The following is a 20,268-nucleotide window of genomic DNA, read 5'->3' as shown; positions in this document are numbered from 1 at the left end:
CCTTAGGCCGCCATGTGCAGAGTATGTCAGAGGGGATCGGGCGGCGGGGGGCGGCGCACCCGCGTACACTGAGCGGAAAAGTCACGGCAGGGGTAGACCATGAACGACAATCTCATCTGGTTCCGCGACGTCTCGATGGGCGACGTCGAGCACGTGGGCGGCAAGAACGCCTCGCTGGGCGAGATGATCCGCGGCCTCACCGAAGCGGGCGTGCGGGTACCGGACGGCTTCGCCACGACCGCGGCGGCCTACCGCAGGTTCCTCGCCCATCAGGGTCTGGAACAGCGCATCTACGAGCGTCTCGACGCCACCGACATCGACGACGTGCAGGCGCTGGCGCGCGCGGGCAAGGACATTCGGGGCTGGGTGCGCGAGACGCCCTTGCCGGCCGAACTCGAGACGGCGGTGCGCGAGGCCTACCGCAGCTTGGCGCGCGAGCGCGGCGGCGCCGCGCCCGTGGCGATCCGCTCCTCCGCCACCGCCGAGGACCTGCCCGAGGCCTCCTTCGCGGGTCAGCAGGAGACGCTGCTGAACGTGCGCGGCGAGGACGCGGTGATCGACGGCCTGAAGACGGTGTTCGCCTCGCTATTCAACGACCGCGCCATCGCCTATCGCGAGCATCACGGTTTTGCCCACCGGGACGTGGCACTGTCGGCCGGCGTGCAGTTGATGGTGCGCAGCGACCTCGGCGCCAGCGGCGTGATTTTCACCATCGACACCGAGTCGGGGTTCCGCGACGTGGTGTTCATCACCGCCGCCCTCGGTCTCGGCGAGACGGTGGTTCAAGGCGCGGTCAACCCGGACGAGTTCTACGTGTACAAGCCCAACCTCGCCGCCGCGCGCCCCGCGATCCTGCGGCGCAGCCTGGGCAGCAAGGCGATCAAGATGGTGTACGCCGAGGGCGAGGACGGGGGCACGCGCACCGTGGACACCGACGCGGAGGAGCGCGCGAGCTTCACCCTGAGCGATGCGGAGGTGGAGGCGCTCGCGCGTCACGCGGTGGCCATCGACGACCATTACGGCAAGCCGATGGACATCGAGTGGGCGAAGGACGGCGAGGACGGCGAGCTGTACATCGTGCAGGCCCGCCCGGAGACGGTGAAGAGCCGCGCGAGCGGCGCGGTGCTGCAGAGCTACCACCTGCAGGAGCGCGGCGAGGCGCTGCTCGCGGGCCGCAGCATCGGCCAGCGCATCGGCGCCGGCACGGTGCGCGTGGTGCGCAAGGTCGAGGAGATGCACACCGTGCAGCCCGGCGACGTGCTGGTGGCCGACATGACCGACCCCGATTGGGAGCCGGTGATGAAGCGCGCCGCGGCCATTGTCACCGATCGCGGCGGCCGCACCTGCCATGCGGCCATCATTGCGCGCGAGCTCGGCATCCCCGCCGTGGTCGGCACCGGCGACGCCACCCAACGCCTGCTCGGCGAGCAGGAGGTCACCGTGTCCTGCGCCGAGGGCGACACCGGGCACGTCTACCGCGGGCGCCTGCCGTTCGAGGTGCGCGAGCTGGATCTGGAGTCCATGCCCGAGCTGCCGTTCCAAGTCATGTTGAACGTGGGCAACCCCGACCGCGCCTTCGACTTGCGCTTCCTGCCCAACGATGGGGTGGGCCTCGCGCGCATCGAGTTCATCATCAACCGCCTGATCGGCGTGCACCCCAAGGCGCTGCTTACCCTTGACCAGCAGCCTGACGAGCTGCAGACGCGGGTGCGGGCCCTGGCGGCCGGCTACGCCTCGCCGGTGGAGTTCTACGTCGGCAAGCTCGCCGAGGGCATCGCCACCTTGGGGGCCGCGTTCGCCCCGAAGCCGGTCATCGTGCGCCTGTCGGACTTCAAGTCCAACGAGTACGCCAACCTGCTCGGCGGCCAACCCTTCGAGCCGCACGAGGACAACCCGATGCTCGGTTTCCGCGGGGCCTCGCGCTACGTCTCGGAGAGCTTCCGCGACTGCTTCGCGCTGGAGTGCCGCGCGGTCAAGCGGGTGCGTGACGAGATGGGCCTGACCAACGTGGAGGTGATGATCCCCTTCGTGCGCACCGTGGACGAGGCGCGCCAGACGGTGGAGCTGCTGGCCGAGCACGGCTTGCGCCGCGGCGAGAACGGGCTGCGGATCATTATGATGTGCGAGATTCCCTCCAATGCCCTGCTGGCCGAGGACTTTCTGCAGCACTTCGACGGCTACTCGATCGGCTCGAACGATTTGACCCAGCTCACCCTGGGGCTGGATCGCGACTCCGGGGTGATCGCCCATCTGTTCGACGAGCGTGACCCGGCCGTCAAGCGCCTGCTCGCCATGGCCATCGAGGGCTGTCGCGCCCAAGGCAAGTACGTGGGCATCTGCGGGCAGGGCCCCTCCGACCACCCCGACCTGGCCTTCTGGCTCATGGAGCAGGGCATCTCCAGCGTCTCGCTGAACCCCGATTCCGTCGTCGAAACGTGGCTATATCTGGCGAAAAACCGTCAGGATTGACACCAGTTGGGCGGCCCCCGATGATTTCCGGTATAAGCAACAAAAAACGGGGCATTCCGTCCCAGAAATTCAGGCATGGATGCCGCTGGTCACCCCCAGGAGGTGATGCCATGCGCAAGTACGTTCTAGTCCTTCTCGCCGCCGCGCTCGCTATTGCTACCGGCCCGACACTGGCCGACGGCGAATTCCCCGGCCGGGGCCTCTATCCCACAGTGGACTTCGTCGAACGCGAAGACCTGCACGCGCGTTTCGACGCCTACACCATTGTCGACGTACGCTCGGCCTACGAATACCAGACCCTGCATATCAAGGGAGCGGTCAACATCCCGCTGGCGAGCGATTCCTTCGTCGACGAAATCAGGGCCCTCAGCGCCGAGACCGGCAAGCCGCTGGCGTTCTACTGCAACGGACGTAGTTGCCGTGTCTCGTATCAGGCATCCGAGCGCGCCGCCCGCCACGGTATCGCGGGCACCACGGCCTACGACGCCGGCATCTTCGAGTGGGCCCAGGCCTATCCCGACAAGTCGGTGCTGCTCGGTCGGTCACCCATCAACGTCGCCGACCTGATCGACGACAAGGCCTTCAAGGCGCGCATGCTGGACGCCGCCACCTTCGCCGAGCGGGTCGGCTCCGACAGCATCGTGGTGGACGTGCGCGACGAACACCAACGCGACGCCATCGCGCTGTTCCCGTTCCGCGAGCAGCGCGTCGCCCTCGGGGATAGCGAGCGCCTGCGGGAAATCGTGCGCCAGGCCCGCGCCGAGGGTAAGACGCTGCTGATCTACGACGCCGTCGGGCGTCAGGTACGTTGGCTGCAGTACTCGCTGGAGGCGCTCGGCGCGCGCGACTACTACTTCATGGACGGCGGCGAGCAGGCCTATTACGCGATGCTCTCCAACAGCAACTGAGCGCCCGCATCAGCAGAACGCGCCGGCGAGGGGCCGCCCTCCCGGCGCGTTTTTCTTTGCCACACAGCCACTCCCGCCGGCGGGGGCCTCCTTGCCAAACCTCGGGATGGCCGCTATACCCTACTCGTAACGAAGGAAACGGACGCCTTCGCACGCTAGTGCAGCCGTCTCACCACGCAGATTAGCAAGGAGGCAACATGCTGTCGTGGGCCATTACCTTTCTCATCATTGCGATCGTCGCTGCGCTACTCGGATTCACCGGCGTGGCCGGTACTGCGGCCTGGATCGCCCAAGCGCTGTTCGTTGTGTTCTTGGTCCTGTTCGTCGTCGCGCTCATCATGGGCCGAGGGCGACCGCCAGCATGACGGGCGACTTGTTTAATCAACACGGAGGTGAGCATGAAGACTAAGCTTTTGACGCTACTGTTGGCGGGCGCCTTTACCCTGGGCCTTGCGGCCTGCGATCAGACTGCCGACCAGCCGGCCGGCGGTGACCAGTTCGATCAGGCCCCGGCCGACCAGCCGGGCGGCGATCCGGGTGCGCCCCCGGCCGACGGCGGTGCCGGCGGCGGCGGCACGCTCGACTAGGCCGTCAATGGCCATCCGCCTTCGGGCGGATGGCCGTTTTCACGCCCGTTTCGCGCGGCCCGACGGCCGCGCCGGTTCGCAGTTGCGCCCCGCGCGCGTCAGCCAGTATCCCAGCACCGCCAAACCCGCTCCGAGATACACCGCCCCCGCGGGCACCCACATCACCAAACCCGCCAGCTGCTGGTCTTCCAGCGCCGTGAATCCGAACGGCAGCGGTTCGTGGTAGCCGTACAAAGGCGCCGGCGCGAAGGTCAACAACGCCCCCAGCAGTCCCATGTGGATCATGGTGAACAGGATCCACAGGCCGGCCGCACCGGCTTCGCCACGCACCGTGGCGACCCGCACTGCCCACCAGAACAACACCGCGCTGAGCACGAAGCTCAGGTGTTCCAGGGTGTGCAATGCGCGGTTGCTCAACGCGGCGTCGAAGGCCGGCGGCGCATGCCAGAGCCAGATCACTGCGGCGTGCAGCAGGCTCGCGACGGCGAGGCGTGTCGCCCAGCTCCATGGGCCGCGCAACGCCACGGCGCCGTACACCACCGCGCGCCGCCAGGGGTTCGGCAGTCCGCGCAGCAGCACCGGCCCGGGCCAAGCCAGGACCAGCAGTGGCGCCGCCACGCCGATCAGCAGCATGTGCTGGATCATGTGCGCGGCCAGCCCCTCCTCCGCCCACGCCTCCATGGGCCCGAGCAGTGCCACCGCCAACGTCGCGCAGCCGAGCCAGAAGGCGGCAACTCGCCCGCCGCCCCCGCGCCGCCGGGGACTGCCAAGCCAACCGCGCAGGTATACCGCCATCAACACGACGAGCGGCACCGCCACCCACGGATCGATCCCCCAGCGCGCCTCGGGCGCGTGCGCCTGCACCGTCGGCGCAGCCAGCAGCGCCGCCACCCCCAGACCGGTCGGCCCGTAGGCGGTTAAGCGAGGCATGGATCGGGCAGCAGCACGATCGGGACGGTGACCCAGATCATCGCCAGTAGAGACAGTAAGAACAGCGTGAAGGCCACGCGCGCCATGAAGGCGCGCCGTTGGCCCGCTGCCCCCTCCGCGGCGTCAAGGGCTTCATGTCCTGCCGAGGGCCGGTAGCGACGCCACGCCAGCAAGCTGCGCACCGCGCCCGCGACCACCAGCGCCATCAACACGGCACTGCCCGCGAGCAGCACGGCATCCACCAGATTCAGCCCCAGGACGTCGTGGCGATGCAGCCCCAGGCTGCAGCCCACCGCCTGGAAGATGTACACGAACAGAAAGTGCACCGCCCACAGGATGGGGCCGAGCACCATGCCCAGCAGACGCTCATGCGGGGTGAGCCAGCTCATACCCACTCCGGAAACACATGGACCACCGCGAAGCTCACGACCCACATGGCCACCGTGTAGTGCCAGAACAGGTTGGTGACATGGATGTCCACGCAGCGGGTGGGGGTGAGGTAGCCCCCGAGGGCCTTCAGCAGCGTGATGAAGGCGATCATGACCGCCATCGCCATGTGCACCAGGTGGAAGACCACGATGGTGTACACCAGTGCGCCGTAGGCATGCTCGGTGGCGCCGAAGGGCAGCGCCTGCAACACCCGCCACTGCAACAGGCCGTAGAGCCCGGCCAGCAGCAAACCGAATAACAGGCCCACGACCGCGCCCATCGGCCGGCCGCGTAGCAAGGCGCGGCGCGCGTAGGCCGGGCCGGCGCTGCTCAGCACCACCGCGGCGAGCGCCAGGGCGGGCATCGTGAGTTCCAGCATGTCGTAGCCGGTCGGCGGCCAGGCGTCGGACACCGTCCACAGGAAGAAGTAGCCGAACACCAGCGAGGCGAACAGCGCGCCGTCGGCCAGCAGGGCGATGGCCAGCCCCCACCACCCCGGCGCCTGGCACCCGGTGGTGTAGTGCATCGGCAGCCTCACCCCGGGCGCCGCCTCGCGCAGGTCCGGCGCCTTGGCGTTGCCGTTGAACCAACCCCAGAACATGAAGGCGACCGCGGCGAGCGCGGCCCCCACCGCGGCCAACTCGTACTGGCGTATCAAAAAGCCGACGAAGAACACGGCCACGAACAGCGCGCTCACCAGCGGCGTCCAACTCGGCCCCGGCAACACGATCACCTGCTCCGCCCGCCCGCTCACCACCCCGGTGCCGACGGTCTCGCGCCGCCCCCCCTCGACACTGCCGAGATAATGAGTGCCCGCCTCCATCTCCGCGGCGAGCTGCGGCCGCTCCCACAAGGGGTCATGGCCGCGCACGGGCGGGATGCTGACGAAGTTGTAGTTGGGCACCGGCGTCGGGATGGTCCATTCGAGCGTCCCGGCCTGCCAGGGGTTGCGCGGCCCCGGTTCGCGTCGCGCGCTGCGCGCCACGTCGATCAGAAACACGAGCACGCCCAGCGCGAACAGGTAAGCGCCGACGGTGGAGATGAGGTTGAGCCAGTCCCAGCCCATCCAGTCCGGATAGGTGTACACGCGCCGCGGCATGCCGACCATGCCGGTCAGGTGCATGGGCAGGAAGCTGACGTTGAAGCCCACGAACATCAGGCCGAAGGCCCAGCGCCCCAGGCGTTCGGACAGCAGCCGTCCGGTGGAGCTCGGCAGCCAGTAATAGAGCCCCGCGAACAGCGGGAACACCATGCCCCCGATCAGCACGTAGTGCAGATGCGCCACCACGAAGTAGGTGTCGTGCACTTGCCAGTTGAACGGCACGATGGCCAGCATCACGCCGGTGAGGCCGCCGATCACGAAGATGAAGAAGAAGCCGAGTACGAACAACAGCGGCGTGCGCAGCAGCGGGGTGCCGCGCCACAGCGTGGCCAGCCAGGCGAAGATCTGGATGCCGGTGGGAATGCTCACCGCGAGACTGGCCGCGGAGAAAAAGCTGAGGGCGAGGTGCGGAATGCCGGTGGCATACATATGATGCACCCACAGGCCGAAGCTGATGAAGCCCACCGCCACCAGCGCCAGCACCACCCAGACGTAGCCCACGATGGGCGTGCGGGCGAATACCGGAATGATCATCGACAGCATGCCCGCGGCGGGCAGGAAGATGATGTAGACCTCGGGGTGGCCGAACAGCCAGAACAGGTGCTGCCACAACAGGGCGTCGCCGCCGCGTGTGGCATCGAAGTACGGCAGACCGAAGGCACGCTCCACCTCGAGCAGGATGCTGGCCAGGATCAGCGGCGGGAAGCCGAACACGATCATGAAGGCCACCACCAGCATCGCCCAGGCGAACAGCGGCAGGTACTGGATCGCCATGCCGGGCGCGCGCGAGCGCAGAATCGTCGCGATGATCTCCACGCCCGCGGCCACCGCCGAGATCTCCACGAAGGTCACGCCCAGCAGCCAGAAGTCGGAGTTCAGGCCCGGCGTGTATGCCTCGCTGGTCAGCGGCGGATACATGAACCAACCGCCGTCCGGCGCCTGACCGACCAGCAGACCCGAGTACAGCAGCAGCCCGCCGAACAGATAGCACCAGTAACCAAACGCCGACAGGCGCGGGAAGATCATGTCGCGGGCCCCGACCATCTTGGGGATCAGGTACATCGCGAAGCCTTCCAGAATCGGCACGGCGAACAGGAACATCATCGTCGTGCCGTGCATGGTGAACAGCTGGTTGTAGGTATCGTGGTCGAGCAGCGTGTTGTCGGGCACCGCGAGTTGGGTGCGCATCAGCAGCGCCAGCACACCGCCGATCAGGAAGAACACGAAGCCGGTGACGATGAAGCGGCGCCCGACGATGGTGTGGTTGACCGCGCTCAGGCGTCCAAGTCCCGGGCGCGGCGACCAGATGACATCGAGCGCGTGGTGCAACTCCCGCCCCGTCACTGCAGGCTCTCCAGGTAGACCAGCAGCGCCTGCAGGGTCTCGCCGTCGAACTCGCGGAACGGGGGCATCTTGTTACCGGGCTTGATCGCCTGGCTGTCCACGATCCAGCCGCCGAGGGTGCCGCGGTTGTTGTCGAACATCCCCGCGCCGATCGACAGACGCCCGCCGAGATGAGTCAGGTCCGGCCCCAGCATGCCGGCGGCCTCGGTACCGCGCACGGTATGACAGGCGCCGCAGCCGGCGCCGAGGAAGGCGTCGCGCCCGCGCAGTTCGAGTTCACTCTGCGGCTCACGCGCCGGTTGCGCCTCTTTCTCCACCCAGGCGGCATAGGCCTCCGGCGTCTCCACCACCACGTAGAACGCCATGCGCGCATGCTGCGGCCCGCAGAACTCGGCGCACTGGCCGCGGTAGACGCCCGGCTGCTCGGCGGTGAAGCGCATGTGGTTCACCCGTCCCGGCAACATGTCGAGCTTGCCGGCGAGATTCGGAACCCAAAAGCTATGAATCACGTCGGCCGTGTCCACCGCGATCTCGACCGGGGTGCCGACCGGCACGCGGATCTCGTTGGCGGTGACGAAACCCTCGTCCGGATAGCGCACCTCCCACCACCACATGTGTCCGGTGACTTCGATGCGCACCGCCTCGGGCGCGACCGGCTGCGTGATGGTGCGCCCCACGCTCACGCCATAGATCAGCAGCGCGGTGAGCGTCACCACCGGCCAGGCGATACCGCCCACCAGGATCAGCGTACGGCCCTTGAACGGCAGGCGGCGGTGGTGCGGCCGGAAGGTGGCGTACAGCACCAGGGCCATCACGATGAGAAAGATCACCACCGAGCCCCAGAACATCACCCACCACAGGGTGTCGATCAGGCGGGCGTCGCTGCCGGCGGGTTGCAGGGTGCTCTGCGGCCCGCTGCACGCGCCCAGGGCAAGCGACGCGAGCGCGCCGCCTAGACGGTAGGTCAGCCGCGTGCCACCCATGGCGTGCTCAGTCCAGCGTGTACAGGAATGCGGCGATATCGCGCGCCTCCTGCTCGTTGACACCCATGTCCGGCATCGCCGTGCCGGGAATCAGGGCCGGTGGATCCTGCAGAAACCGCACCAGCGCGTCCGGCCGGTTGGGCAACTGGCCGCCGATGTAGCTGCGTTCGGCGAAGTGCGTCAAGGGCGGACCGACCTTGCCTTGCGGCCCGCGCACGCCGGGCGCGGTGTGGCAGGTGCCGCAGCCGTACTGCACGTAGGTGCGCTTGCCCCGTTCGGGGTCGCCGCCCACCACGCGCAGTTCGCTGCGATCCGCCGCGGGCCTGTCGGTATCGCAGGCGCTTAGCATCAGCGCGGCGCCGAGCAGCGCGAGGGTCCCGACCAGCGGCCGCATGCCACGCTCAGCGCTCATGCTCACCCAACCCGTTGCGGATGATCGGCTGCGGGTGCGCGTTGCCTGGACGCACCTGCTCGAAGTACAGCGCCACGGCGCGGATGTCCTCATCGCTCATGCGCCGCACGATCTCCTCCATCACGCCGAGCGGATCGTTGCGCCGCAGACGGTTCTTCCATTGGTGCAGCGTGAGTTCGGTGTAGTTCGCATGTTGGCCGGCCAGGTAAGGAAAGCTCGGCGCCATGCCCGCCCCGCCGGGTCCGTGGCAGTTGACGCAGGCCTGAATGCCCTGCTCGCGCGAACCGATGGCCGACAGCTGGCCGCCGCGCTGCAGCAGTTCGGGATCGGCCTCGCCGGGTTCGCCGTAGGGCACGTCGGTGAGCGCCGCGTAGTACGCCGCGACGTCCTCCATGTCGCTGTCGCTCAACTCCCGCGCGATGGGCGTCATGACCTCGTTCGGGCGATGCCCGTAGGCATAGTCCTGAAGCTGCTTGTAGAGGTAGAACCCGCTCTGCCCCGCCAGGCGCGGGAAGGCCGCCGCGCGATCGCCCTCGCCTTCGGCGCCGTGGCAGGTGAAGCACGCGGTTTGGGGACCGCCGGGCCCGCCGCCCATGGCGATGGCGCGCCCGTTCTCCAGGTCCGGCTCGGCATGGGCCGCGGCCGCGGCCAGTCCGGCAATGAGTAGCGCGGGGAGTCGATGTCTCATGCGTCCACCAATGGTCGAGGGTTCTTCACGTAATCGTTGAGGATGGCCTCGGCGGCCCAGTAGGTCAGCGCACCGACTGTGTCGGTCGGGTTGTAGCCGGGGTTCTGTGGAAAGGCGCTGGCGCCCATCACGAACACGTTGTGCGCCGCCCAGCTCTGCAGATAGCGGTTGATCGCACTGCTGGCCGGATCGACGCCCATGATGGCGCCGCCGGTGTTGTGCGTGCTCTGGTAGGGCACGATGCTGTAGTGCTCATCCACCTCGCTCACCGAGACCTGCTCGCCGCCCATCGCCTCGGCAATCTCGGCCGCGCGCGCGGTGACGTAATGCGACATGCGCTTGTCGTTCGCCGGGAAATCGAAGGTCATGCGCAAGAGCGGCTGGCCGTACGCGTCGCGATAGGTCGGATCGAGATCCAGATAGTTGGCGCGGTGCGCCATGGACGAGCCGTGGATGGTCAGGCCGACGTTGTTGTTGAAGTAACGCGCCACCGCCTGCTTCCAGGCGGCGCCCCAGCGCGGCGTGTCCTCCGGCACGGCGTGGTGCTCGATGGGGCGTGCGCCGGTGGTGTAGGCGGCGATATAGGCGCCGCCGATGAAGCCGAGCTCGCTGTGATCGAAATTGTCGCCGTTGAAATCGTCGATCACCATGCCGAGCGCGCCGGCGCCCATGAACGGATTGATGTGCGTGTCCGGCGGATAGAAGATGTCGACCGAGCTCATGGTCTGGTAACTGTAGTTGCGCCCCACCACGCCTTCGCCGGTGCGCGGGTCGTAGGGCTCCCCGATGCCCGACAGCAGCAACAGTCGCACGTTGTGGATACCGAAGGCGCACAGGATCACCAGCTCGGCGGGCTGCTCGTATTCACGCCCGCGCGCGTCCACGTAGGTCACCCCGGTAGCGAGCCCGCCGACTCCGGCGGTGTTGACCCGCGTCACATGCGCGTGCGTGCGCAACTCGAAGTTCTCGTTCTGCATCGCCAGCGGCAGGATGGACGTCTGCGGGCTGGCCTTGGCGAAGTGCTCGCAACCGAAGCGCTCGCAATAGCCGCAGTAGGTGCAGGCATTCATGCGCAGCCCTTCGGGGTTGGTGTAGTTGCGCGTGAGGTTGGCCGAGGGTACCGGAAACGGCGCATAGCCTTGCGCCCGCGCGGCGTCGGCGAACAGCTTGCCGCCGTAGGCCAGCTTCATCGGCGGGTTGGGAAACTCGCGGCTGCGCCAACCCTCGAAGGGGTTGCCGCCGGGCTGGATCTCGCCGCGCAGGTTGCCGGCCTTGCCCCCGATGCCGCACAGGTACTCGAAGCGGTCGAAATAGGGCTCGAGTTCGTCGTAGCTGACCGGCCAGTCCTGGATCGTCAGTTCCGGGTCGATGATGTCGGCGCCGTAGCGCTCGACGTGATGGCTGCGCCACTGAAAATCGAACGGGTGGAAGCGAAACACCTGCCCGTTCCAGTGCACCCCCGCCCCGCCCACGTGATCGCCGAGCAGAAACGAGCCGAGCTGGCGCATGGGCAGCGCATCCTGGCGCACGTTGTTACGGAAGGTGAGGGTCTCGCGGCTGGTGTCCTGCATCAGGCCGTGGCGCACGGCGTAGCGCAACTCGTCGTGCATCGCCGGCGACTGAAAGTTGGGCACCGTCTCGCGCCAGCCGCCCCGTTCCAGGCCGACCACGCGCAGCCCGGCCGCGCTGAGTTCCTTGGCCAGGATGCTGCCGGTCCAGCCCATGCCGACCAGCACCACGTCTACCGGCTTCAGCCTGATTGCCATGCTCACCATCCTTGGTGCGGACCGCCCGCGGCGCGTTCGCTGCGCGCCGGACGACGCTCCGCTGCTGATATCCCTGCGCCGCGCGGCCCTACCCGTGCGGGCGCCGCGCCGACTGCATCATGCTCATCGGCGGGCGCGTGAAGGGCACTCCGTGGCGTTCGATCTCTTTGACGTACTGCGAATACGCGCCGGGAAAACCGACCATGCGCCAGCCCGCCATGTCCCGGTTCCCGCCGTACGCGGGGTCCGCGAAGTAACCTTCGATGGTGTTGGCGAGCAGGGTTTCGAAAAACACCGGCGCGGGCAGCGGCTCGAGTTCCAGCTCACCTTGCTCGAGTTGCTCCAGGACGCGCACCTGCGCCTGCGCCCCCAACTCGGCGAAGGCGGCGCCGTCCTCCTGCAACCGGGCCTCCACCGCCGCGATGCCGAGGCTGTAAAGCTCGCGCGGGGTGAGCCGTAGCTGATAGCCCTGCTGCGGCGTGCCCGCCGGCCACGGCCCCTGCAGGTAGAGGCGATGCCCATGGCCGTAAGCACCGGCGAGTTGGCGGTCGATGTAGTTCACCACCCCCGCCTCGGCGGCACTCGGCCAGCGCTCGTCGGCCGGTATGAGGTGGTCCACCGCCGCACGCAAAAAGGCCGCTTCGCGGTCGTTGAGATACTGAAAGCTCGCCGGCGCTTGCGCGCCCTCGGCGGCGACCGCCGCGGGCGTCGCCAGACCGGCCGGGGCCACGCCGAGCGCGCCCAGGCCGCCCATCATCTGCAGGAACTTACGTCGGGTAACCCCATCCATGGCTATAGTCCCTCAGCCGCCCTCGGCGGCCGGCTGTTCTGCTTGTTCGTTGTCGCCCTCGTTGTCGGACTCGTCCGCCTCGTCCTCATCGTCGGGCTCGCGTCCCGAGTGGCCGGTGGTGGTCTCCGCCGTGGTGCCCGGCCCGGCATGCGCCTCCTGCGCCGGATGCGGCGGGGGCGGGTCGTCCTCCGGTGCCGCGAGCGCGGTGCTGCCGAGCGCCACACCCGCCACGGCCGTCACGCACAGGGCACTGCGTCTCAACACCGCCGCCAGCCCGTCCCGACTCATGGCATCTCCCGATCGCGCGACCCATGGAGGGCGCTTGCTGTTTCAGCGACTTGTCCGCACAGATGATGCTAAGCAAAGCCGATCGCCCGGAGGCTGTCAAAGCCGTGAACGGCGCCGTTTATGCCGACCGCGGCACACGGTAGACTGCCGCCCCCTACCTGAAGAACAACCGTGACCGAGGAATCCCGATGCGCAACTCCGCCCTCGCTCTGCTGCTCGCGCGACTGATGCTGGCCGCCATCTTCATCATTGCCGGACTGAGCAAGGTCTTTTTCTTCAACGCGACCGTCGGCTACATCGCCAGCAAGGGCCTGCCGCTGCCGCAGGTGCTGCTGGTGCTCACCATCGCCATCGAGATCGTCGGCGGGCTGATGCTCGCCCTGGGGCTGCGCGCGCGCCTGGCGGCGCTGGTGCTGTTCCTGTTCCTGATTCCGGTGACCTACTACTTCCACCCCTTCTGGGATGCCTCGCCGGCCGCGATGCGCCAGGAGCTGAACCAGTTCCTCAAGAACCTCGCCATCATGGGGGGGATGTTGTACGTGATGGCGGCCGGGCCCGGGCGCCTGCGCCTCGGGCAGGAATAGGCGCCCGCGGGCGGGAGGGCTCGCCCGCCGCTGTACCGAAACAAGGGCAAGGCGTGTGGCAGGTCGATTCGGGCGGCGCTGGCCGCGCGGCGTCGGTCACTCGGGCTGTTGCAGGCGGCGATAGAGCGTGCGTCGCCCGATCCCGAGCATGGCGGCGGCGCGGCGCTTGTTACCCGCGGCCTGCTCCAGCACGTAGCGAATATAACGCCGCTCGACCTCTGCGAGGGTGGGTAGCATGGCGCCTTCGATTAGGCCGGGCGGCACCGGCGACGGCGACAGCGGCGGATCGGCATCGGCCGGACGCACCGCGGCAGCCCCGCCGCGCCGGCGCATGCGCTCGGGCAACGCCGCCGTGCCGATTTCCTCGCCCGGGGCGAACACCACGGCACGCTCCATGGCGTTCCAGAGTTCGCGCACGTTGCCCGGGAAGTCATAGCTGTGCAGACGCTCCAGCACCGCCGCCCCCAGCCGGGGCGTCGTGCGGCCCAGCGCCTCGGCGTGCCGCGCCACGAACACGCCGGCCAGCAGCTCCACATCCTCACCGCGCTCGCGCAGCGGCGGCACGTGCATATGAAAGGTCTCGAGGCGGTAGTAGAGGTCGTCACGAAAGCGGCCCGCCCGCACCTCCGCCTCCAGGTCGCGGTTGGTGGCCGCCACCACCCGCACATCCACCGGGTACTCCTGCTCACTGCCGAGCGGCCGTACCGCGCCCTCCTGCAGGATGCGCAGCAGCTTGGCCTGCAGCGCCAGCGGCATCTCGCTGATCTCGTCGAGCAGCAGCGTGCCCCCTACGGCCTGCGCGAACAGTCCGCGCCGCGCCTGCTGCGCGCCGGTGAAGGCGCCTGCCGCATGGCCGAAGAATTCGCTCTCCAAGAGCTCCGCCGGCACGCCGGCACAGTTCACCGCCACGAAGGGGCGGTCGCGCCGCTCACTCTCGCTGTGCAAGGCCCGCGCGACCAGTTCCTTGCCGGTGCCGCTCTCGCCCGACACCAAGGCGGGGCCGGTGGCCTTGGCCACCCGCCGCACTTCGTCGAACAGGCGCTGCATCGGCGGACTACGGCCGATCATGCCGTGGAAGTTGCCGCCCACCAGTGAGCGGTAGCGCGCAAGTTCCGCCTGTAAACGCCGGTGCTCGACGGCCCTGTGCAGGTGCACCGGCAGCCGATCCAGATCCAGCGGCTTACACAGGCAGTCGTAAGCGCCCGCGCTCAACACCTGGGCGGCAGCGGCGATCTCGGCGGGCGGCAGCAACACCACGCAGGCGGGTGCGCCGCTCGGCCGCGCGTATTCCAGCAGGCGCAGACAGCCGCCGCCGAGCGGCAGCCCGTTGACGATGGCGTCGATCCCCCCTGCAGCGGCACGCGCCACCCCGTCGACTAAATCGCCCGTCTCGATGATCTGCATGCCGGCACTTTCGAGCAGGCGCACGAGCTGACCGCGCAACGCGCAATCCGGCTCCACGATCAGTATCCGACCCATGTACAAGAAGCTCCCTTTATGGCGCATGTGTATTTATGACACATGATTATGTCGAACCGCACCCCACGGTACCCCGCTGCGAACTGGAAAACGACGACTTAGCTCATGGCATCCGTCTTGCAATCAGGCTCTCCAGTGTCTTAACGATGAAGATGAGGAGGATTTAATGCCTACGCGCACCACGCTTACCGGATCGTTCGCCGCCGCCGCCCTGGCCGCGGCCATGGCCTTTACCCTGCCCGCGATGGCGCAGGAAGGCGGGTATGGCCAACCCGATGGCGCCCAGGGTCAACCGATGCCGCCGGCGGCTCAGCCCGAGCCGCAGCTGCAAGCCGAGGATCTGGACGACGAACAGCTCGAGGCCTTCGCGGCGGCGTTCGTCGAAGTGGATAAGATCCGCGCGCAGTACGAGCCGGAACTGGAGCGCTCCGAGGATCCGCAGCAGGCGATGGAGATCCAGCGTCAGGCCAATGAGGAGATGATTCAGGCGATCGAGAACGAGGGGCTGGATCCGCAGACCTACAATGCCATCGCCATGGCGGCCGGGCCCGATGAGCAGCTGCGCAACCGACTGCTCGACATGATCGAAGAGAAGCAGCAAAACTAAGCCCGACAACGCGGTGCGCGACGAGGTCGACGCCCGCGCGAGTTGCCGTACCGGCGGGAATCTTCGCAAGGGGGTTCCCGCTTTTCTTTGCGAGGCCCTCCCGGCGCGAAGCTCTCCCAGCGCGAAACCCTCCCAGCGCCTCCATCGCCGCAGCCTAGGCGCCGCGCAGATAGCGCTCCAGGCGGGCGACGCCCCGCTCCAGCTCATCCATGCCCGTGGTATAGGCGAACCGAAGATGCGTCGCTGCGCCATGGGTACCGAAATCCACGCCGGGCGTCACGGCCACTTTGGCCTCCTCCAGGAGGCGCAGGGCGAATGCCAGGCTGTCGTCGGTGTACCGACCGCAGCCCGCGTAGACGTAGAACGCCCCTTCGGGCGCCGGCCCAACCTCGAAGCCCAGCGCATCCAAGGCCGGTACCAAATAGTCCCGCCGCTGCTTGAACAGTAGCCGGCGCCGTTCGTACTCGGCCAGCGCCGGCGGCGACAAGGCCGCCAGCGCGGCGTACTGCCCGGGCGTCGGCGCGGCCAAGAACAGATTTTGCGCAAGCCGCTCCACCGCGGCCGTGTAACCGGGCGGCACCACGAGCCAGCCGACCCGCCAACCGGTCATATGGAAGTACTTGGAGAAGCTGTTGATCACGAAGCTCGGTTGAGCCAACGCCAAGGCGGTTCGCGGTGCCTGTTCATACACCAGCCCCTGATAGATCTCGTCCACCAGCAGATGCGCGCCGCGCGCCGTCACATCCCGCGCGATCGCGGCCAGGGCCGCCGGCTCGATCAACGTGCCGGTGGGATTACTGGGCGAGGCGACCATCACCGCGCGGGTGCGCGGTCCAAAGTGGCGCGCGACCGCTTCCGGGGTGAGCTGATAGCGCTGCGCGGCCTCTACGGGTACGGCGCGGGCCTCCACCGCCAACAGACGGGCGAAATTGCGGTTACACGGATATCCCGGATCGGCCAACAGCACCTCGTCGCCCGGATCCAAGGTCGCTGCCATGGCGAGCAACAAGGCCCCCGAGGCGCCGGGGGTGACGATCACGCGCTCACTCGCCACCGTCACGCCGAAGTGCTCAGCGTAATAGCCCGCGATCGCTTCCCGCAGCGCGGGCAGGCCCAACGAGGGCGTGTAATGCGTGCGGCCCTCCGCCACCGCGCGCGCGGCCGCCTCGCTCACCAGGGCCGGCGTCGGCAGGTCGGGTTCGCCGATCTCCATGTGCACCACATGGTGCCCGGCGGCCTCCAACTCACGCGCCCGCCCGAGCAGGGCCATGACGTGGAACGGCTCGATGGCGGCGGCGCGCGCCGCCACACGCGCCTCAGCCGGCATCGGCCTCCGCCTCGCAAGCAGCCGCGTGCAGGCGCCGAACCAGATCGAGGTCCACGAACTCGGCGCCGTGGGCCTCTCCGGCCAGCACGCGGCACGCCGCGCCCGGCTCGCCCAGTTGATCGACCACCAGCTGGGCGCCGCTGAAGTCATGGTCGCGCGTGTAGCCGTTGACCGTGATCAGGGTCGGCACCCCGGAGCCCAGCGACGAGCGCAGGCCGTTCTCCGAATCCTCGAACGCCACACACTGCAGCGGATCGAGGTCCATCTGCTGCAAAGTGTAGTGATAGATGGCCGGATCGGGCTTCTTGGCCGGCACGATGTCGCCCGCCGCGATCACCTCGAACCAGGACGCCGCATCCGGCGCCAGCGCGTTTTCCAACAGCGCATGGACGTTAGCCGGCGTGGTGGTGGTGGTGATCGCCAGGCGCAGACCGGCGGCGCGGGCCTCCTCCAGCAGGCGCCGCACGCCGGCACGGAGCGGGATGCCCCCCTCGGCCAGCAGGCGGGTGTAGTGGGCGGTCTTGGCGGCATGCAACCCGGCGATGAAGCCGTCGAGGTCGGCGGGGCGCTGGAAGTCGGGGCGATACCGGTCGAGGTAGTAGCGTATGCGCTCCTTGCCGCCGGTCACCGTCAGCAGCTCGCCGTACAGATCGGGACTCCAGTCCCAATCCAAGCCCGCGTCGGCGAAGGCCGCATTGAATGAGACGCGGTGCCCATCGCGCTCCGTATCGGCCAAGGTACCATCCACATCGAACAGGAGCGCTTGGAGTTCGTGCATATCTTGCATTGCCCTTGTGGTCAAAACCCCATAGATTAGCCCACCTCGCGCGGGCAATCACGCCGGCAGGCGCGGCATGACCCTTGCACGCACCTCGGCTATCTGCTATAGAACCGCGTCTTTTGACACACCCTGCACGCAGGAGAGAGAGCAGCATGACGGCGAAGAAGAGCACCGCGGCGGACAACAAGACCACCGCGGCCGGGAACCCCAAGGAAAATCCTCAGGGGAACAATGCCTTGGAGGGTGTGAAGAAGTTCACCCCGTACGAGGCGAAGGGCGACGAGGAGTACATGAACGAGTCGCAGAAGGCCCACTTCCGCGCCATGCTGGTTGCCTGGAAGCGGGAACTGATGGAAGAAGTGGACCGCACTGTGCACCACATGCAGGACGAGGCGGCCAACTTCCCCGACCCCAACGACCGTGCGACGCAGGAGTCCGAGTTCACCATGGAACTGCGCACGCGCGACCGCGAACGCAAGCTGATCAAGAAGATCGACGAGGCCATCAGCAAGATCGAGGCCGACGAGTACGGCTACTGCGACGTCTGCGGCGTGGAGATCGGCATCCGTCGTCTGGAGGCCCGTCCTACGGCGACGCTGTGCATCGACTGCAAGACGCTCGACGAGATCCGCGAACGCCAGATGGGCTAGATCCGCGGTAGCTTCCGCTTACCGCGCGGCCACTTCGGCGGCCGCGCGGCAGGCGAGCAAGGCCCACGCTCAACCCAACGCCCTCAGCCGTTCCCATTCTCCCCCTCGCGCTGATCCTGCTCCTCGCGCGGACGGCGACGCCGATCCGGTTGGATACGCAGGTGGTTGCTCTTCGCGAAATCCAAGATGAAGTTGAAGGACTGCGGGTCCTTCAGGTAGAGGTCCTGCTCCACCACCAGGCACCGCACCCCGCCGATGAGGCAAGGCCGTACGCTGTCGGCGTAATGCAGACGATGGTCGGGGCCGAAGCGCGCCAGATTGGCGGAGATGCGCTCGGCCCAGTCACTGGGACGAAAGCGTCGCCCGTCCTCCTGTACGCCCTCGATGATCAACCGATCTGAATCCGGCTCCATGCGGAGTTCTCCTGTCGCTTCCCTTTGACAGGGTCGTCGCTGCGCGGAAAAAATAGCGGCGCGTCGTCATGAACGAGCCGCGGGTGAGCGCACCGCCCCGATCCACTGCCGAGACGGCACGTCGCCAGGGCCAAGGCACCTCGCTGACATTGAGTTAGCGTGGCACAGCCGAACCGCCCTGTCAGGCCGCGGCCGTTGCTTTTTTTCCACCGCCGCCTCGGGATACGCCACCAAGGACCTAGCCCATGCCGGCTCCGCCGCCATCTGACCCTGCGATGGACGCCAACGCCCCCTATTGCGGGCGCTTCGCCCCCTCGCCCACCGGCCCGCTGCATTTCGGTTCCCTGGTGACCGCGCTCGGCAGCTATCTGCGCGCGCACCGCGCGGGCGGCCGCTGGTTGGTGCGCATGGAGGACCTGGATCGGCCGCGGTGCGTGGCGGGCGCGGCGGACGACATCCTGCGCACCCTGGAGGCCTACGGATTCGAGTGGGACGGGGCGGTGCTCTATCAGGGCACCCGCGACGAGGCCTATCGCGCGGCACTCGAGGCGCTCGCCCGCCAGGGCGCCGTGTACGGCTGCGCCTGCAGCCGAAAGGACCTGGCCGGGCAGCGCATCTACCCCGGCACCTGCCGCGCCGGGGTGGGGGCCGGGCGCACCGCACGCGCGGTGCGCGTGCGCACCGAGGGCAGCCGGGTCTGCTTCCACGACGTGTACCAGGGGCGGATCTGGCACGACGTCGAACACGAGGCGGGCGACTTCGTGCTGCGCCGCGCCGACGGCTATTTCGCCTATCAGCTCGCGGTGGTGGTCGACGACGCCGAGCAAGGCGTCACGGAGGTGGTGCGCGGCGCGGACCTGCTCGGCTCCACGCCGCGCCAGATCCATCTGCAGGGCCTGCTCGGGCTCGCCACGCCGCGCTTTGCCCATCTGCCCGTGGTGGTCAACGCCGCGGGCGAGAAGCTGAGCAAGCAGACTCACGCCCCGCCCATCGAGCGCGCGCGCGCCGCGCCGACCCTCTGGCAGGCGCTACGCGCGCTGGGCCAACCGGTGCCCGAGGAACTGGCGGAGGACCTCGCCGAGGTATGGGCGTGGGCGCGAGCCTCATGGGAGGACGCGCGCGTGCCGCGCAACCTCAGGGTCGACTATCCGGCCCCGCCCGATGCCTGAGCTTCGGCCACCCGGCATGGACGAGCGCGTTCGCCGCGCGCCATACTCTTGCTATGTCTACGACTGAACCCGACTTTCTGCGCGCCTACCGCGGCGGCTTCACCGGTGTGCTGCGCTGGCCGCAACTCGAGGGCTTGTGGGAGACGGTGCGAGCCGCGCCGGACGGCTGGTACATCTACGCGACCGGCGAGCCGCCACCGCGCGAACCGGCCTCGCCGGAGGATCTGGTGCGCTTCTTGAGCGAACTGGACGCGCTCCTGCGGCGCGACCACGCCCATGACTATTGCGGCATCGTCTATGCCGACGACCTCCGCCGCCCCGCCTTCATCAAGGTCTACGACCCGAACAACCTCGGCAGCGTGTGCGGCAGCGCCCCCGGCGGGCCGCCGCCGCCCGCCTGGGTACTCTCGACCCTGATCCCCGTGGAACTGGCCACGGCCTTGCCGCAGCCGGCCGGGCGGCGCCGCTGGTGGCAGAGCCTGTTCGCTCGCCGCGTCTAGGCAGGCCCACGCGCCTCTACATCGTGATTCTGGCGTGCGAAATCCGCCGAATCGTGCTATGT

The 20,268-nt window shown here is 68.2% G+C and carries 22 protein-coding genes; 9 read left to right on the top strand and 13 right to left on the bottom strand.

Annotated elements, in window-relative coordinates:
• Positions 1 to 99: 99 nt before the first annotated feature.
• From ppsA to HUS23_13030, 4 genes are all read left to right on the top strand, one after another.
• The gene (ppsA, locus tag HUS23_13045) at positions 100 to 2,469 is read left to right on the top strand and encodes a phosphoenolpyruvate synthase (protein QKT04669.1); all 2,370 of its coding nucleotides are present in this window, start codon (positions 100 to 102) and stop codon (positions 2,467 to 2,469) included.
• A 110-nt stretch (positions 2,470 to 2,579) separates the two neighbouring features.
• A complete protein-coding gene (locus tag HUS23_13040) occupies positions 2,580 to 3,377 on the top strand; it encodes a rhodanese (GenBank protein ID QKT04668.1) in 798 nt (265 codons plus the stop codon).
• Positions 3,378 to 3,574: 197 nt separating this feature from the next.
• Positions 3,575 to 3,742, top strand: coding sequence for a DUF1328 domain-containing protein (locus tag HUS23_13035; protein ID QKT04667.1), 168 nt, complete (start codon positions 3,575 to 3,577; stop codon positions 3,740 to 3,742).
• A gap of 33 nt (positions 3,743 to 3,775) precedes the next feature.
• Positions 3,776 to 3,964, top strand: a complete 189-nt coding sequence (locus HUS23_13030; GenBank protein QKT04666.1) for a hypothetical protein — start codon at positions 3,776 to 3,778, stop codon at positions 3,962 to 3,964.
• A gap of 39 nt (positions 3,965 to 4,003) precedes the next feature.
• On the opposite strand, the gene HUS23_13025 is transcribed toward HUS23_13030, so the two are convergent.
• From HUS23_13025 to HUS23_12985, 9 genes are all read right to left on the bottom strand, one after another.
• Positions 4,004 to 4,894: a cytochrome c oxidase assembly protein gene (locus HUS23_13025; GenBank protein QKT04665.1), complete on the bottom strand. Its 891-nt coding sequence runs from the start codon at positions 4,892 to 4,894 to the stop codon at positions 4,004 to 4,006.
• On the bottom strand, positions 4,882 to 5,283 hold the full coding sequence (locus HUS23_13020; protein ID QKT04664.1) for a hypothetical protein: 402 nt from the start codon (positions 5,281 to 5,283) through the stop codon (positions 4,882 to 4,884). The genes HUS23_13025 and HUS23_13020 overlap by 13 nt, the downstream gene beginning before the upstream one ends.
• Positions 5,280 to 7,769, bottom strand: coding sequence for a cytochrome c oxidase subunit I (gene ctaD / locus HUS23_13015; GenBank protein QKT04663.1), 2,490 nt, complete (start codon positions 7,767 to 7,769; stop codon positions 5,280 to 5,282). The genes HUS23_13020 and ctaD overlap by 4 nt, the downstream gene beginning before the upstream one ends.
• The gene (gene coxB, locus HUS23_13010) at positions 7,766 to 8,752 is read right to left on the bottom strand and encodes a cytochrome c oxidase subunit II (protein ID QKT04662.1); all 987 of its coding nucleotides are present in this window, start codon (positions 8,750 to 8,752) and stop codon (positions 7,766 to 7,768) included. Before coxB ends, ctaD begins: the two co-directional genes overlap by 4 nt.
• Positions 8,753 to 8,759: 7 nt before the next feature.
• On the bottom strand, positions 8,760 to 9,146 hold the full coding sequence (locus HUS23_13005) for a c-type cytochrome (GenBank protein QKT05087.1): 387 nt from the start codon (positions 9,144 to 9,146) through the stop codon (positions 8,760 to 8,762).
• 7 nt (positions 9,147 to 9,153) lie between these two features.
• Positions 9,154 to 9,852: a cytochrome c4 gene (locus tag HUS23_13000; protein ID QKT04661.1), complete on the bottom strand. Its 699-nt coding sequence runs from the start codon at positions 9,850 to 9,852 to the stop codon at positions 9,154 to 9,156.
• Complete coding sequence (locus HUS23_12995) at positions 9,849 to 11,618, bottom strand: GMC family oxidoreductase (GenBank protein QKT04660.1); 1,770 nt, start codon at positions 11,616 to 11,618, stop codon at positions 9,849 to 9,851. Before HUS23_12995 ends, HUS23_13000 begins: the two co-directional genes overlap by 4 nt.
• 88 nt (positions 11,619 to 11,706) lie before the next feature.
• Positions 11,707 to 12,408, bottom strand: coding sequence for a gluconate 2-dehydrogenase subunit 3 family protein (locus HUS23_12990; GenBank protein ID QKT04659.1), 702 nt, complete (start codon positions 12,406 to 12,408; stop codon positions 11,707 to 11,709).
• A gap of 12 nt (positions 12,409 to 12,420) precedes the next feature.
• On the bottom strand, positions 12,421 to 12,696 hold the full coding sequence (locus HUS23_12985; protein ID QKT04658.1) for a hypothetical protein: 276 nt from the start codon (positions 12,694 to 12,696) through the stop codon (positions 12,421 to 12,423).
• A 188-nt stretch (positions 12,697 to 12,884) separates the two neighbouring features.
• Here HUS23_12985 and HUS23_12980 point away from each other — a divergent pair, with 188 nt between their 5' ends.
• On the top strand, positions 12,885 to 13,280 hold the full coding sequence (locus HUS23_12980) for a DoxX family protein (GenBank protein QKT04657.1): 396 nt from the start codon (positions 12,885 to 12,887) through the stop codon (positions 13,278 to 13,280).
• A gap of 96 nt (positions 13,281 to 13,376) precedes the next feature.
• Here HUS23_12980 and HUS23_12975 read toward each other — a convergent pair whose 3' ends face one another.
• A complete protein-coding gene (locus tag HUS23_12975; protein QKT04656.1) occupies positions 13,377 to 14,759 on the bottom strand; it encodes a sigma-54-dependent Fis family transcriptional regulator in 1,383 nt (460 codons plus the stop codon).
• A 166-nt stretch (positions 14,760 to 14,925) separates the two neighbouring features.
• Here HUS23_12975 and HUS23_12970 point away from each other — a divergent pair, with 166 nt between their 5' ends.
• Positions 14,926 to 15,366, top strand: a complete 441-nt coding sequence (locus tag HUS23_12970; protein ID QKT04655.1) for a DUF4168 domain-containing protein — start codon at positions 14,926 to 14,928, stop codon at positions 15,364 to 15,366.
• Between the two features lie 154 nt (positions 15,367 to 15,520).
• On the opposite strand, the gene HUS23_12965 is transcribed toward HUS23_12970, so the two are convergent.
• Together HUS23_12965 and HUS23_12960 are read right to left on the bottom strand one after the other, a co-directional pair.
• Entirely contained in the window at positions 15,521 to 16,693 is a 1,173-nt protein-coding gene (locus HUS23_12965) for a pyridoxal phosphate-dependent aminotransferase (GenBank protein ID QKT04654.1), read from the bottom strand.
• Entirely contained in the window at positions 16,683 to 17,471 is a 789-nt protein-coding gene (locus HUS23_12960; protein QKT04653.1) for an HAD family hydrolase, read from the bottom strand. The genes HUS23_12965 and HUS23_12960 overlap by 11 nt, the downstream gene beginning before the upstream one ends.
• Positions 17,472 to 17,626: 155 nt before the next feature.
• Here HUS23_12960 and dksA point away from each other — a divergent pair, with 155 nt between their 5' ends.
• A complete protein-coding gene (gene dksA / locus HUS23_12955; protein ID QKT04652.1) occupies positions 17,627 to 18,124 on the top strand; it encodes an RNA polymerase-binding protein DksA in 498 nt (165 codons plus the stop codon).
• Positions 18,125 to 18,207: 83 nt separating this feature from the next.
• Here the strand turns inward: dksA and HUS23_12950 are convergent, their stop codons facing one another.
• Positions 18,208 to 18,537 carry a DUF3579 domain-containing protein gene (locus HUS23_12950; GenBank protein QKT04651.1) on the bottom strand — a complete coding sequence of 110 codons (330 nt, stop codon included), beginning with the start codon at positions 18,535 to 18,537 and terminating at the stop codon, positions 18,208 to 18,210.
• A gap of 275 nt (positions 18,538 to 18,812) precedes the next feature.
• Between HUS23_12950 and gluQRS the strand changes: the two genes are divergently transcribed.
• Both gluQRS and HUS23_12940 read left to right on the top strand, forming a co-directional pair.
• Positions 18,813 to 19,706: a tRNA glutamyl-Q(34) synthetase GluQRS gene (gene gluQRS, locus HUS23_12945; protein QKT04650.1), complete on the top strand. Its 894-nt coding sequence runs from the start codon at positions 18,813 to 18,815 to the stop codon at positions 19,704 to 19,706.
• 53 nt (positions 19,707 to 19,759) lie between these two features.
• The gene (locus tag HUS23_12940) at positions 19,760 to 20,206 is read left to right on the top strand and encodes a hypothetical protein (protein ID QKT04649.1); all 447 of its coding nucleotides are present in this window, start codon (positions 19,760 to 19,762) and stop codon (positions 20,204 to 20,206) included.
• Positions 20,207 to 20,268: the final 62 nt, after the last annotated feature.

This window comes from Ectothiorhodospiraceae bacterium 2226 (assembly GCA_013348725.1).
Taxonomy (GTDB): Bacteria; Pseudomonadota; Gammaproteobacteria.
This window is presented reverse-complemented; position numbering and strand designations above follow the sequence as displayed.